A 13,115-nucleotide genomic window follows, 5' to 3' on the forward strand; every position below is an offset into this window, starting at 1 on the left:
CCATGGCTCACCCTTCTCAGCGGTAGCAGACGGCTTTGGCCGCGGCGATGACCTCGCCGATATTCGGCAAGGCAAGCTTCTCGAGGTTCGCCGCGTAAGGCATCGGCACGTCCTTGCCGGTGACGCGAGCGACCGGCGCGTCGAGATAATCGAACGCGGCCTCCATGATGCGCATGCCGATCTCGGCGGTGACGCCCGACTGCGGGAACCCCTCCTCGACCGCGACGCAGCGATTGGTCTTCTGCACGGAGGCGATGACCGTCTCGATGTCCATCGGCCGGATCGTGCGCAGATCGATGACCTCGGCCTCGATGCCCTCCTTGGCGAGCGCTTCGGCCGCGCCCAGCGCATAGGTCATGCCGATGCCGAAGGAGACGATGGTGACGTCCGTGCCCGGGCGCACGATCTTGGCCTTGCCGATCGGGACCAGGAAATCATCGCTCTTGGGAACCTCAAAAGTCCGGCCGTAGAGGATCTCGTTTTCGAGGAAGATGACCGGGTTCGGGTCGCGAATGGCGCTCTTGAGCAGGCCCTTGGCATCCGAGGCGCTGTAGGGAACGACCACCTTCAAGCCCGGCACGTTGGAATACCAGGCGGCGTAGTCGTGGCTGTGCTGCGCGCCGACGCGGGCAGCAGCGCCATTGGGGCCGCGGAAAACGATCGGACAACCCATCTGGCCGCCCGACATGTAGAGCGTCTTGGCAGCGGAGTTGATGATCTGGTCGATCGCCTGCATGGCGAAGTTGAAGGTCATGAATTCGACGATCGGCTTCAGGCCGGTCAGAGCCGCGCCAACGCCGATACCGGCGAAACCGTGCTCGGTGATCGGCGTATCGATGACGCGCTTGGCGCCGAATTCCTGCAGCAGCCCCTGGGTGACCTTGTAGGCGCCCTGATATTCCGCGACCTCCTCGCCCATGACGAAGACATCGCCGTCGCGGCGCATTTCCTCGGCCATGGCGTCGCGCAAGGCCTCGCGCACCGTCATGGTCGCGACCTCGGCGCCTGCCGGGAATTCGGAGGAAGCGTCGTAGGACTTCGCCTGAGCCGGCACGCTTTGCGGCGCAGCTGCTGTCGGCGCGGCCTCAACCTTGGCTTCGGGCTCGGCCGGCTTCTCAGCAGGCTTGGCGGCAGCTGGCTTGCTCGCCGCGCTGACATCCTCGCCCTCGGCCGCAATCACACCGATCCGCGTATTGACCGCGACGTTCTCGGTGCCGTCGGCGATCAGGATCTTGGCCAGGATGCCCTCATCGACGGCCTCGACCTCCATGGTCGCCTTGTCGGTCTCGATCTCGGCGATGATGTCGCCGGCCTTGACCGTATCGCCTTCGGCTTTCAGCCATTTGGAGAGCTTGCCCTGCTCCATCGTCGGCGAAAGAGCAGGCATGAGAATGTCGATCGGCATGAACGCACCCGGATTTCTGAAAGACGCGGGGATTGGGATTAAGGCCGCAAGGCCTTCGGAAGCGGAAAGGCCTGCGGAAGCGGGCGCGCCCCTCAGGCGCGCGCCGTCTCCAGCGTGATGTCGGTCCAGAGCTCCGAGACATCGGGCTCGGGATCGTGCGTCGCGAATTCGGCCGCGTCGTTGACGATCTCGCGGACCTTCGCGTCGATGGCCTTGAGCTCGTCCTCGCTCACCTTGAAGTCGCGGGTCAGACGCCCCCTCACCTGCTCGATCGGATCGTGCTCCTCGCGCATGCGCTGGACCTCGTCCTTGGAGCGGTACTTCGCCGGGTCGGACATCGAGTGGCCGCGGTAGCGATAGGTCTGCATCTCCAGGATATAGGGCCCCTGGCCGGAACGGGCGTGCTCGATGGCGCGCTCGGCGGCGGCGCGCACGGCGCGCACATCCATGCCGTCGACCTGCTCGCCGGGAATGCCGAAGGAGAGGCCGCGCCGCGAGAAATCGGTCTGCGCCGAGGCGCGATTGACCGAGGTGCCCATCGCGTAACGGTTGTTCTCGATCACATATACGACCGGCAGCTTCCAGAGCTGAGCCATGTTGAAGCTCTCATAGACCTGGCCTTGATTGGCCGCGCCATCGCCGAAATAGGCAAACGAGACGCGCCCGTCATCGCGATACCAGTTGGCGAATCCCAGGCCGGTGCCGAGGGAAACCTGCGCCCCGACGATGCCGTGGCCGCCATAAAAATTCTTCTCGCGGGAGAACATATGCATCGAGCCGCCCTTGCCGCGCGAATAGCCGCCCTGGCGCCCGGTCAGCTCGGCCATCACGCCGCGCGATTCCATGCCGCAAGCCAGCATATGGCCGTGGTCGCGATAGCCGGTGATGACCTGATCGCCGTCCTTGGAGGCCATCTGCATGCCGATGACGACGGCTTCCTGCCCGATATAGAGGTGGCAGAAGCCGCCGATCAGGCCCATGCCGTACATCTGGCCGGCCTTTTCCTCGAAGCGGCGGATCAGCAGCATCTCGCGATAGGCGTGAAGCTCCTCTGCCTTGTCGAAGGCCGGCATGTTGCTGAGCGCCTTGGACGCCCCCTTGTCGACTCCGGTCTTGGCGGAGCCCGTCTTGGTCGCCGTCTTCGCGGCGGCCTTGGATTGAGCGGGAGCTTTCGTCTTGCGCACGGCAACGGCCATCAGCGGTCCTCCAGGGTCATTCAACCTTGGTTGTAGAGGATCGCAAAACCCTTGGCGAGGGAGCCATCTCGCACTGCAGCATTGTCTAAGCTGTTATAATTGCACAGTTTTCGATAAATAACTGAAATCCAGTTAATCGATGTGCCGGGGACTATTTGCCGGCGTCTGTGCCTTCAGCGCCCCATCAGGATGACGTCGTTCTTGTGAACGCGGCCGAGCGTGCTGCGCGCCATCTCCTCGAGCAGGTCGCGATCGACCGCCTCGTCGCGAACCAGCGACAGGCGCTGCTCCCAGCTTTTGCGCTCGACGGTCAGGGCGGCGAGCTCCGCCTCCATCCCGCGCAACGTCCCCTGCAAGGTGTCGCGCGCCTCCAGTCCGCGCGCGCCGTGCTGGGCGTGGAACAGGAAATAGCTCACCACCGCGCCCGAGACGAGGTAGAGCGCGAGCGTGACGAGGACGGATCTGACACCGCGACGAATAACCATGCCGGCAGGCTAGGCCGGGTTGGTTTCCGGCGGGTTAACGCGAAGGTCGCGCGACCCAGGCGACGCCATCGGGCGCAAGCGTCTCGCCATGCGAGACGGCCGCCAGATCAGCCTCGACGCGCCGAGCGATCGGCAGCCTGAAATGCAGCGGGTCCCAGTAATTCTCGTCGATCTGCGTCACCGCCGAACCATGCGCATAGTCGACGATGGTCGCGCCCTGGCGCGCCGCGAGCCCATGCAAGGCGGCCTTGCAGGCATTGTAGCGCTGCGCAGCGACGGAGCCTTCGCGTGGCTGCGCAGCGACATGGGTCGGCGGCAGCACGATCAGCTTTGAGGTGTCGGCGGGAAACGCGGACAGGGCCGCGTCGAGCCAGGCCAGGGCTGGAAAGCGCCAGCCCAGACGCTCGGCTTCGCTGACGGGCGCAGGCGGCGACAGCGGCGTCAAATCCGGCGCGGAACCGTGATTGTCGGCGTAAAGATGGCTTCGCGCCCGCGCCAGATCATAGCTGGCCTCGGGCGGCGTGAAGACCTCGTAGCCATCGCCGCGGATGCGCGCAGGCAGGTAGCCGAGCCTGTGCGCGAGCAACCGCGCCGAGATCTCAAGCGTCGTCAGGTTCAGCTGCCTCAATGCGTCGGCCCAGCTTGCGCCGTCATAGAGCCAGGGCGGAAACGGCCGTGGCGTCAGGCGTTTGGCTGGCGAGGTCGCGTCGCTTTCGCACCAGGTCAGGTCGAGCCCCCAGATTACGGCTTTCGGCGCCGTAACCGTGCGCGCAAACAGGTCGGCCATCTGCACCTGCTCCCAGGGCGTGGCCGCGTTCATCGCAAGATTGGCGAAGCGCCCGCCGATCGAGCGCGACAGAATCGCAGGATCGAGCAAGCGCATGGTCGAGGTGCCGAAGACCCCCGAATCGAAGGCGCCCGAGCGCACGAGCTGAGGATACATATAGCGCTGGTTGATATCCATGAGCGGCCGCGCCGGCACGCCGGCCCGCACCCGCAGCCCGAACGGATCGAGCGCCACGACGAAGCCGAACAACAGCCCACCCAGCAGGAGGGCCGAGACCAGGAACGCCACCGTCCATGCCAGCCAGACCGGACGCTGCGCCCCAGGCGCATCGGCCATCGTCTTGTTAGCTCCAAACGGCATCGCGAACCTCCGGCGCGCTTCTGCCACAGAAGCGGCCTTACGAACAATGTTGACCCGCGCGCGACGCCTGCCTATGTCAGCGCACCGGTGAGGGCGGGTAGCTCAGTGGTAGAGCACGTGACTTTTAATCATGTGGTCGAGGGTTCGATCCCCTCCCCGCTCACCAGCGTCTTCAACAACGTCGTGATTGAAGACGTAAACGGCGTCCTGCTCGGGCACTGGGACGCAGATTTCCAAGGTTGAGAATCGGGCGGACCCGAGGCTAATGCCTCGCGATATGAGGCTTTCAGCGCTTTTATCCGCTGAGCGAAGCCGGGAAAATTGACACGCGCCGCCGAATTGCACAGATTTACACACGCATGTCGTCGATTTAGGCGACACCTCGCTACAGTGGCGGAAGAAGTAGCAGGAAGGGCGACGATGATGACCATCAACAGCCGCGCAACTGCGGCCTGCCTGACAGGTTTGGCTCTCGCGGGATGCATGGGACAAACGATTCCGGCCGCGGAGTCGATCACCAAGCCGACCATGGAGGCCTTCGCGCATTTGAGCGCCTGGCGGCCTTGGCAACCCAAGGCCGAAGAGCGGCCGCCGCAACCTCAGATCGCTCTCGTGGAAACGATGCCGGCGATAGAGCCTCAGCCGATAACCGCTCCATCGACCAAACGTCTCCAGCCGAGCAAACCACAGCCTGCCCCAACGCGCCTCGTCATGCCAAGGCCAGCCGCGCCCCAGCCAAAGCTCATTCCGGCCTCAGCCGCGGAGACCTCCGCGCCGCTGCCGACGGCAGTGTCCTGCCAGACATTCGCGCAGCCAGGCCAGCGGGTGCGCATGGAATGCAACCCGGTCAACTGAGGTCACAGGGCCAGCCGCTCCCAGGGATGCGGCCGGGAATGCTTAGTCTCCGCCGCGCTACGTTACGCAGCGCGGCGCGCCTGCATCTCGTATTCCAAAATTCAAATCGGAATTATGCGATCACGAGCCCATAATTTCGCATCCGCAGCACGCATTAAATAATGAACGACGGCCTGCCGGTAAATTCAGGCCACTGACAAAATCGTACCCGGAATCGCCGCCAACCTGAACAAATGCGCTGGGTACGCGTTGCTCCTGCATACCGCTACTTGCGGATACTGGAGGATCACATGCTCAAACGTCACATCACCCTCACATCCATCGGTTTCGTCATGCTCGCGACGACCGCCATCGCTCAGACCAGCGCTCCGGCCGCGCCGTCGCCGTCCAGCCCGGCGCCAACCCTGTCGACAGGCAGCACCAAGGCCCCGGACCAGAATCTGGCGGGTCAGGGCAAATGGCGCGCCTCGAAATTGATCGGCGTCGACATCTACGGCCCCGACGACAAGAAGGTCGGCGACGTCACCGAACTGCTGTTCGACAAGACCGGCAAGATCGAAACGGTGACCGTCGGTGTAGGCGGCTTTCTCGGCATGGGTTCGAAGGATGTCGCGCTTCCCTTCGAGCAGGTCACCTGGAGCGACCAGCCCATAGCCGCCGCCATGCCTGCTCCCGCTCCAAGCGGCGGCACAGGTACTTCGGGAGGCGGCATCGCTTCGACCCCGACCGCGTCGGCTCCCAAGGCTCCCGCGATGTACCCCGATCATGGCAAGATCAGCATGACGAAGGATCAGCTCCACTCCGCTCCGGCGGTCTCTTACAGCGGAAGCTGATCACCTCCGCGTAGACTCTACCGCACAGTTTTGCGTCGGACCCGCCTTCTCCGGAAGGCGGGTCTTTTCGCGACCAGTCAGATCAGCTCGGATCATCTGCCAAGGCGGGCGCGACGAGAGACGGGATCGCTTCCGGCAGATCGTCGGCGATCAGGCCCGGACCGAGCGTCTCGCCAGCCTTGCCGTGTAGCCAGACCGCCGCACAAGCCGCCTCGAAAGCCGGCATGGCCTGCGCCAGCAATCCGGCGATGAGGCCGCCGAGCACATCGCCCGATCCCGCAGTCGCCAGCGCCCAGGAGCCGGTCGCATTGATCGCCGCCCTGCCATCGGGACCGGCGATCACGGTGTCGGGCCCCTTCAGCACGACGACCGCGCCCGAGGCGGCAGCGGCGAGCCTCGCCCGCTCCAGCTTCGACGCCTGCGTGACGATTCGCTCATCGTCGCCAAACAAGCGCGCGAATTCGCCTTCATGCGGCGTCAGCACGCAAGGCTTAGCCCGGCGGAGCAACCATCCCGGCCGCGAGGCGAGCAGCGTCAACGCATCGGCATCGAACACCGTCGGAATGTCGGCGCGCAGCACAGTCATCACGGCAGATCTAGCCTCGGCATCGAGCCCCAGAGCCGGCCCGATCAGGATGGCGCCAAGACGCTTGTCGTCAAGCAGGCCCTGAAGCGCGGCCTCCGTTGGGATCGGCCGCTGCATCAGGGCGTCCGGTCCGCGTGCCGCATGGGCCATCAGCGCTTCGGGGCGGCAGGCAATCGTGACGAGACCCGCGCCGATGCGCAGCGCCGCCCGCGCGCCGAGCCGCGGCGCGCCGACCCCGGACAGGCCGCCAGCGACGACGAGAACGGTTCCGCGGCGGTATTTATGCGTATCGCGCTGATGCCTCGGCCAGAGCTCCCGCCACAAAGCCGGGCCATTGCGGAACATGGCAGGCTGCAACCCGCCCGCGCCGAAGACGATCTCCGGGGTCAGGCCGATCTGGGCGAGCGTGACGACCCCGCACAGCCCGCGCCCGGGCTCGAGCAGATGGCCGGGCTTCAGCCGAAAGAAGGTCACGGTCTCGTCGGCCCGCACGACTGGCCCTTCAGCCCGGCCGCTATCGCCCGACAGCCCGCTCGGCACATCGACCGCGACCACCGGCCTGTCTGCCGCATTGATCGCTAAGACGAGCCCGGCAGTATCTCCGGTCAAAGGCCGGTTGAGCCCCGCACCATAAAGCGCGTCGATGATCAGGGCGTGATCGTGCGGCGCGACCGCCGCGATCGGCTCGATCGCCCCGGTCCAGCGCGCGGCCATGGCGGCTGCGTCGCCCGTCAGGACCGAACGTTCGCCAGCCAGCGCGACGGTGACGCCAAAGCCGCGCTCGCGCAGCAGGCGCGCCGCGACGAAGCCGTCGCCGCCATTGTTTCCGGGTCCACAGAGAACCAGCACGCCGTCGCCGGGCCGAGCCCGCCGGCTAACCGCGTCGGCGACCGCCCGCCCTGCCCGCTCCATCAGCGCGAGCCCCGGCGTGCCGGCCGCGATCGTCGCACGATCGGCCGCCGCCATATCGGCCACGCCCAGCAGCATCAGCCCGGTTTTGTCAGCTCGATCCACGAAGGCATCATCCAGAAGCCGCTCATCTCCGGCAAGCACGGAGTGGCGCAAAGGTGATTGCTCTTAAATTAATCAAATGATCAATTTATGTGCTATTTTATGCCCTATCATCAGGCGTTGGGAGGCTTTCTTCCACGTGGCGGGGGGCATACGCCGATGCTATGAGCAAGAAGAGCGGGTGTTTCGCTCGCCTGACGAGACGCTGGGGCCGTCGCTGACGGAACCCTCGATGTTTTCGGCGGCGAGCAGGCGGTTCGCAAGCCTGGAGGGAAGTCCAGGTCTCATCACGCGCGAGGGAGGCCGGTCGGCGCATGAAGAAGATCGAGGCGATCATCAAGCCGTTCAAATTGGACGAGGTGAAAGAGGCGCTTCAGGAGGTCGGCCTGCAGGGCATCACCGTTTTGGAGGCCAAGGGCTTCGGACGCCAGAAGGGCCATACCGAGCTCTATCGTGGCGCCGAATACGTCGTCGATTTTCTTCCCAAGGTGAAGATCGAGATCGTGCTCGCTGACGAGATGGTCGAGGCCGCCATCGAGGCCATCAAGAAGGCGGCCCAGACGGGCCGCATCGGCGATGGCAAGATTTTTGTATCGACGGTGGAGGGGGCGATCCGCATCCGCACCGGAGAGACCGGCGCGGACGCGATCTAAGGGCTTCAATCCCGACCCATAGGTTCTGCGTCACGGTGGTTTGGACACACCGCGGATCAGTCAATGTTGAGAAACTGCTTTCAAGAGGAATGCTGAGATGAAGAGCGCCAAGGATGTCCTCAAGGCGATCAAGGACAACGACGTCAAGTATGTCGACTTCCGCTTCACCGACCCGCGCGGCAAGTGGCAGCATGTGACGTTCGACATCACGATGATCGATGAGGACATCTTCGCCGAGGGCACGATGTTCGACGGCTCCTCGATCGCGGGCTGGAAGGCCATCAACGAGTCCGACATGCTGCTGATGCCGGATCCGACGACCGCCGTCATGGACCCGTTCTTCTCCGCCGCGACCATGGTCATCACCTGCGACGTGCTCGAGCCCGCCACCGGCGAGCCCTATAACCGCGACCCGCGCGGCATCGCCAAGAAGGCCGAGGCCTATCTGAAGTCGACCGGCATCGGCGATACCATCTATGTCGGCCCCGAGGCCGAATTCTTCGTCTTCGACGACGTCAAGATCGCCGCCGACCCGTACAATACGGGCTTCAAGCTCGACAACGTCGAGCTGCCGATCAACGGCATGACCGACTATGAAGGCGGCAATCTCGGCCACCGCATCGCCACCAAGGGCGGCTACTTCCCGGTTCCGCCGCAAGATTCGGCGCAGGATATGCGCGGCGAGATGCTGGCTGCCATGGCGGCCATGGGCGCCAAGGTCGAGAAGCACCATCACGAGGTCGCCTCGGCTCAGCATGAGCTCGGCCTGAAGTTCGATACCCTGACCCACATGGCCGACACCATGCAGGTCTATAAATACGCGATCCACAATGTCGCGCAGAGCTACGGCAAGACCGCGACCTTCATGCCCAAGCCGATCTATGGCGACAACGGCTCGGGCATGCACGTCCACCAGTCGATCTGGAAGGGCGGCAAGCCGATCATGGCCGGCAACAAATACGCCGACCTGTCGCAGGAGTGCCTCTGGTACATCGGCGGCATCATCAAGCACGCCAAGTCCCTGAACGCCTTCACCAATCCCTCGACCAACTCCTACAAGCGCCTCGTCCCGGGCTATGAAGCCCCGGTTCTGCTCGCCTATTCCGCGCGCAACCGCTCGGCCTCCTGCCGTATTCCGTGGACGACCTCGCCCAAGGCCAAGCGCGTCGAGGTCCGCTTCCCCGATCCGATGGCGAACCCCTATCTCGCCTTCGCCGCAATGCTGATGGCCGGCCTCGACGGCATCATCAACAAGATCGATCCGGGCCCGGCGATGGACAAGGACCTCTACGACCTGCCGCCGCGCGAGTTGAAGAAGATCCCGACCGTCTGCGGTTCGCTGCGCGAAGCGCTGGATTGCTTGAAGAAGGACAACGCCTATCTCAAGGCTGGCGGCGTCTTCAACGACGACTTCATCGAAAGCTATATCGAGCTCAAGATGCAGGATGTGATGCGCTTCGAGATGACGCCGCACCCGGTCGAGTTCGCGATGTACTACTCCTACTGAGCCATCAGGCTCAGGCGGAATCAAGCTTCCTCCCGACCGCGCCTCTCGCGGTCCACCTGTGAAACCGGGGCAGAAATGCCCCGGTTTTTTTGTGCTTGGCGCAAGGGTGCCAGCTGAAACTTGCATAATGAAAGTCGGCGCAAATTGACTATCATCATGCAAGTCACTGAACGGGAATCGCCTGATGCGACGCAAGGATTTCGGCGCGATGAGCTGCCCGATCGCACGCAGCCTGGAGCGCGTCGGGGAATGGTGGAGCATCCTGATCCTGAGGGACGCCCTCGCCGGCATCACGCGCTTCGACGGCTTCCAGGCCAGCCTCGGCATCGCGCCGAACATGCTGACGCGGCGGCTCAATGGCCTCATCGAGAGCGGCCTGCTGGAAAAGCGCCCCTATAGCGACCGTCCGAAGCGCTTCGACTACCTGCTGACCGAGCGAGGACGTGATGTCCGCCCCGTGCTGCAGGCGCTGCTGGCCTGGGGCAACCGTCATTTCGCGCCGGAAGGTGCGAGCGTCATCATTCTGAACGGCGAAACCGGTACTGCGGCCGAGCCAGTCCTGGTTGATCGCATCAGCGGCCGGCCACTCTCGGACCCGGTCTTCCGCAATGCACCCGGTCCTGCCGCGACGGCAGCGATCCGCCTGCGCTACGCTGCCGCGGCGGAGCCGAGCGCATGAGCGCGGTTCACCCCCCGACGAGCGCCATGCCGCCGGCCCATAGCGCGCGCACCTTGCGGCTGCTCCAGGATCCGATTCTGCCGATGCTGCTGCGCATGGCCTGGCCCAATATCCTGATCATGCTGGCGCAATCGGCAACGGGCCTGATCGAGACCTGGTGGATCTCACGGCTCGGGACCGACGCGCTTGCCGGCATGGCGCTGGTCTTCCCTCCGGTTATGCTGATGCAGATGATCTCCGCTGGCGCGATGGGGGGCGGTATCTCGTCCGCCGTGGCGCGCGCGCTCGGAGCCGGTCGCCGCATCGAGGCTGACGCCATCGTTCTGCATGCGATCCTGATCAATCTCGCGCTCGGCCTGTTCTTCTCGGTCGTGATGCTGGCCTTCGGCCGGCCGATCTACCAGGCGCTCGGCGGTACGGGTGGCGAACTCGAGGCGGCGCTAGCCTATTCCGACGTGGTCTTTGCCGGTACCGCCCTCCTCTGGATCATGAATGGGCTCGCCAGCGTCATCCGTGGCACCGGCAACATGCTGGTTCCGGCGCTGGTGATCTGCGTCGGCGTCGCGCTGCTGGTGCCTCTCTCGCCACTGCTGATCTTCGGCTGGGGGCCGGTTCCTGCGCTCGGCGTCGCCGGCGGCGGGGCTGCGCTGGTGTTGTTCTATCTCGGCGGCATGCTTGTGCTGGGCTGGTATATCCTGTCGGGCCGCAATGTCGTGCGCTTCACCTGGATTCGTCTGCGCTGGGCGATCTTCGCCGACATCCTGCGCATCGGCGCCGTCGGCTCCATCACCTCGCTCTTCACAAACCTCACCATCGCGCTGTCGACGGCGATGGTCGCGGCCCATGCCGGGGTCGATGCGGTGGCCGGATTCGGCACCGCGGCGCGAATGGAATATCTCCTGATCCCGTTGGTCTTCGGCCTCGGCGCGCCGCTGGTCGCACTCGTCGGCACCAATATAGGCGCCGACCAGCCCGGGCGGGCGATGCGGGTCGCGATGATCGGCGGCGGCATCGCCTTCGTCATGACTGAGGCGGTCGGACTGGCGGCGGCGCTCTGGCCCGCCGCCTGGCTCGGCCTGTTCACGACGGCTCCGGGCGCGATCGAGACGGGCGGCCAGTATCTGCGCTATGTCGGCCCGACCTACGGCTTCTTCGGGTTGGGTCTTGCTCTCTATTTCGCGTCGCAGGGCGCTGGCCGGTTGTTGTGGCCCGTGACGGCGGGCTTCGTCCGCTTCGCCATCGCGCTCGGTGGCGGCTGGCTCGCGCTGCGCCTGAGCGGTTCGCTTCAGGCGTTGTTTGCCGCGCTGGGCCTGGCGCTCGTGGTCTACGGCGTGATGCTGTTGACCGCGGTCCGGTCGGGAGCCTGGTTCCGCAAACCGCGCTGACCTCAGGCCGCGATCACGCCTGCGCCGTGTCCGCCGATGACGCCGCGATAAGCTGCGGCGGTGCGCTCGACTTGCTCAGGAAGGACAACGCCTTCCTCAAGGCCGGCGGCGTCTTCAACGACGACTTCATCGAGAGCTATATCGAGATCGAGATGCAGGATGTGGCGGGCTTCGAGATGACGCCGCACCCGGTCGAGCTCGCGATGGACTACTCCGCCTGAGCCTTCAGGCTCTGGCGGCATCACGCTTCCTCCCGACCGCGCGTCTTACGGTCCACCTGCAAAACCGGGGCAGAAATGCCCCGGTTTTTTCTGTTGCCGCCAATACGAAGCCCGGTCTCCGATATTTCACTTTCGGCGATCGTCTTTACCTTGCCGAAAAGCTGTTGCGGTAAGGATAGTGCGCTAGGCCCCACGTAGAGTTCTCCATGACCGACATTGCCGTTGACCGCACAACCGGCCGCTTGATCAATGTCGGATGGCGCGAACGCGCGCTCATCGGCGTGCTCGACAGCTATGGCGCGCTATCGCGTCCGCTCATGCAGCGCGGCCTCTACAAGGCCTGCCGCCTCGTGGGCTCTGCTGCCTGGGCCAATCGAACGGCGCGCATCGTCTTGGGGCAGGACGCCGAGGTTCTCTTCCCCGCCCGCGATCCCTACTGGAACCGGATGCTGCTGCGGTCCTACGATCATGAACCTGAAATGGCCCGCTTCCTGCGCCAGCTTGCCGCGGTAGAGTACGGTTTCGTCGATTGTGGCGCGAATATCGGCTACTGGTCGGTCTTCGTCGCCGCGCCCTCATGCGGCGGCGGCAAGCCCGTCCTCGCGGTAGAAGCGTCGGCCACGACCTTCGCCATGCTCGCAGCCAATGCCGAGCCTCATGCCGAAAAGATCAAGATCTTCCACCGCGCCATCCTCGATCGCTCGGACATCGCGGTCTCGCTGAGCGATGCCGCTCATGAAGCGCGTGGCATCGCCGCTGAAGGCCAGGGATCGAGCGGCGAAATCGTTTCCTCCATCACCATTGATGATTTGCTCGAACGGGAGGGTTGGTCGGGGCGCAGGTTGGTCGTGAAGCTGGACGTCGAAGGGGTGGAGCGCGAGGCCCTCATGGGCATGGAACGTGCCCTCGCCCAGGATGCATTGGTGATCTACGAGGATCACGGCTCCGATCCAGCGCACGCGCTGACGCGCCATATTATCGAGGAGCGCGGTCTTCTCGTTCATCTCTTGTGCGACGACGCCATCGTCGCCATCAAGCGGGCGGATGAGCTTGATGCCTACAAGCGCGATCGGACGAAGGGCTACAACCTGATCGCGCTCAGGCGGAAGGAAAGTTGGCCGGAAGCTTTCGTTTGACGCCATTCCTGCAAGC

12 protein-coding genes, 1 tRNA gene and 1 pseudogene are annotated in these 13,115 nt (G+C 64.6%); 9 read left to right on the forward strand and 5 right to left on the reverse strand.

What is annotated here, in order from left to right:
- Nucleotides 1–16 precede the first annotated feature (16 nt).
- From RMR04_RS14635 to RMR04_RS14650, 4 genes are all read right to left on the reverse strand, one after another.
- Nucleotides 17–1,405 (reverse strand): pyruvate dehydrogenase complex E1 component subunit beta, encoded by a 1,389-nt coding sequence (locus tag RMR04_RS14635; protein ID WP_311915324.1) that lies wholly within the window; start codon nt 1,403–1,405, stop codon nt 17–19.
- A 92-nt stretch (nt 1,406–1,497) separates the two neighbouring features.
- The gene (gene pdhA, locus RMR04_RS14640; RefSeq protein ID WP_311915845.1) at nt 1,498–2,478 is read right to left on the reverse strand and encodes a pyruvate dehydrogenase (acetyl-transferring) E1 component subunit alpha; all 981 of its coding nucleotides are present in this window, start codon (nt 2,476–2,478) and stop codon (nt 1,498–1,500) included.
- Nucleotides 2,479–2,774: 296 nt separating this feature from the next.
- A complete protein-coding gene (locus RMR04_RS14645; RefSeq protein ID WP_103716751.1) occupies nt 2,775–3,086 on the reverse strand; it encodes an FtsB family cell division protein in 312 nt (103 codons plus the stop codon).
- Nucleotides 3,087–3,120: 34 nt separating this feature from the next.
- Nucleotides 3,121–4,233 (reverse strand): hypothetical protein, encoded by a 1,113-nt coding sequence (locus RMR04_RS14650; protein WP_311915325.1) that lies wholly within the window; start codon nt 4,231–4,233, stop codon nt 3,121–3,123.
- Nucleotides 4,234–4,324: 91 nt separating this feature from the next.
- Between RMR04_RS14650 and RMR04_RS14655 the strand changes: the two genes are divergently transcribed.
- The 3 genes from RMR04_RS14655 (at nt 4,325) to RMR04_RS14665 (ending at nt 5,921) form a co-directional block, all read left to right on the forward strand.
- Nucleotides 4,325–4,399, forward strand: a tRNA-Lys gene (locus RMR04_RS14655).
- A 254-nt stretch (nt 4,400–4,653) separates the two neighbouring features.
- On the forward strand, nt 4,654–5,088 hold the full coding sequence (locus tag RMR04_RS14660) for a hypothetical protein (RefSeq protein WP_311915326.1): 435 nt from the start codon (nt 4,654–4,656) through the stop codon (nt 5,086–5,088).
- Between the two features lie 290 nt (nt 5,089–5,378).
- Nucleotides 5,379–5,921, forward strand: coding sequence for a PRC-barrel domain-containing protein (locus RMR04_RS14665; RefSeq protein ID WP_311915327.1), 543 nt, complete (start codon nt 5,379–5,381; stop codon nt 5,919–5,921).
- An 82-nt stretch (nt 5,922–6,003) separates the two neighbouring features.
- Here RMR04_RS14665 and RMR04_RS14670 read toward each other — a convergent pair whose 3' ends face one another.
- Nucleotides 6,004–7,521: an NAD(P)H-hydrate dehydratase gene (locus tag RMR04_RS14670; protein ID WP_311915328.1), complete on the reverse strand. Its 1,518-nt coding sequence runs from the start codon at nt 7,519–7,521 to the stop codon at nt 6,004–6,006.
- A 311-nt stretch (nt 7,522–7,832) separates the two neighbouring features.
- Here RMR04_RS14670 and RMR04_RS14675 point away from each other — a divergent pair, with 311 nt between their 5' ends.
- The 6 genes and pseudogenes from RMR04_RS14675 to RMR04_RS14700 all read left to right on the forward strand — a co-directional run bounded on the left by RMR04_RS14675 (nt 7,833) and on the right by RMR04_RS14700 (nt 13,099).
- Nucleotides 7,833–8,171, forward strand: a complete 339-nt coding sequence (locus tag RMR04_RS14675; RefSeq protein ID WP_066620066.1) for a P-II family nitrogen regulator — start codon at nt 7,833–7,835, stop codon at nt 8,169–8,171.
- 97 nt (nt 8,172–8,268) lie between these two features.
- Nucleotides 8,269–9,678, forward strand: a complete 1,410-nt coding sequence (gene glnA, locus RMR04_RS14680) for a type I glutamate--ammonia ligase (protein ID WP_311915329.1) — start codon at nt 8,269–8,271, stop codon at nt 9,676–9,678.
- Nucleotides 9,679–9,862: 184 nt separating this feature from the next.
- A complete protein-coding gene (locus tag RMR04_RS14685) occupies nt 9,863–10,357 on the forward strand; it encodes a winged helix-turn-helix transcriptional regulator (RefSeq protein WP_311915330.1) in 495 nt (164 codons plus the stop codon).
- Nucleotides 10,354–11,742 carry an MATE family efflux transporter gene (locus RMR04_RS14690; RefSeq protein WP_311915331.1) on the forward strand — a complete coding sequence of 463 codons (1,389 nt, stop codon included), beginning with the start codon at nt 10,354–10,356 and terminating at the stop codon, nt 11,740–11,742. The genes RMR04_RS14685 and RMR04_RS14690 overlap by 4 nt, the downstream gene beginning before the upstream one ends.
- A gap of 53 nt (nt 11,743–11,795) precedes the next feature.
- Nucleotides 11,796–11,963 (forward strand): annotated as a pseudogene (gene glnA, locus RMR04_RS14695) (glutamine synthetase); the annotation flags it as partial.
- A 206-nt stretch (nt 11,964–12,169) separates the two neighbouring features.
- Entirely contained in the window at nt 12,170–13,099 is a 930-nt protein-coding gene (locus tag RMR04_RS14700) for an FkbM family methyltransferase (RefSeq protein WP_311915332.1), read from the forward strand.
- Nucleotides 13,100–13,115 lie beyond the last annotated feature (16 nt).

Origin of the sequence: Bosea sp. 685, assembly GCF_031884435.1 — a bacterium.
In the GTDB taxonomy this organism is placed as follows: Bacteria; Pseudomonadota; Alphaproteobacteria; order Rhizobiales; family Beijerinckiaceae; genus Allobosea.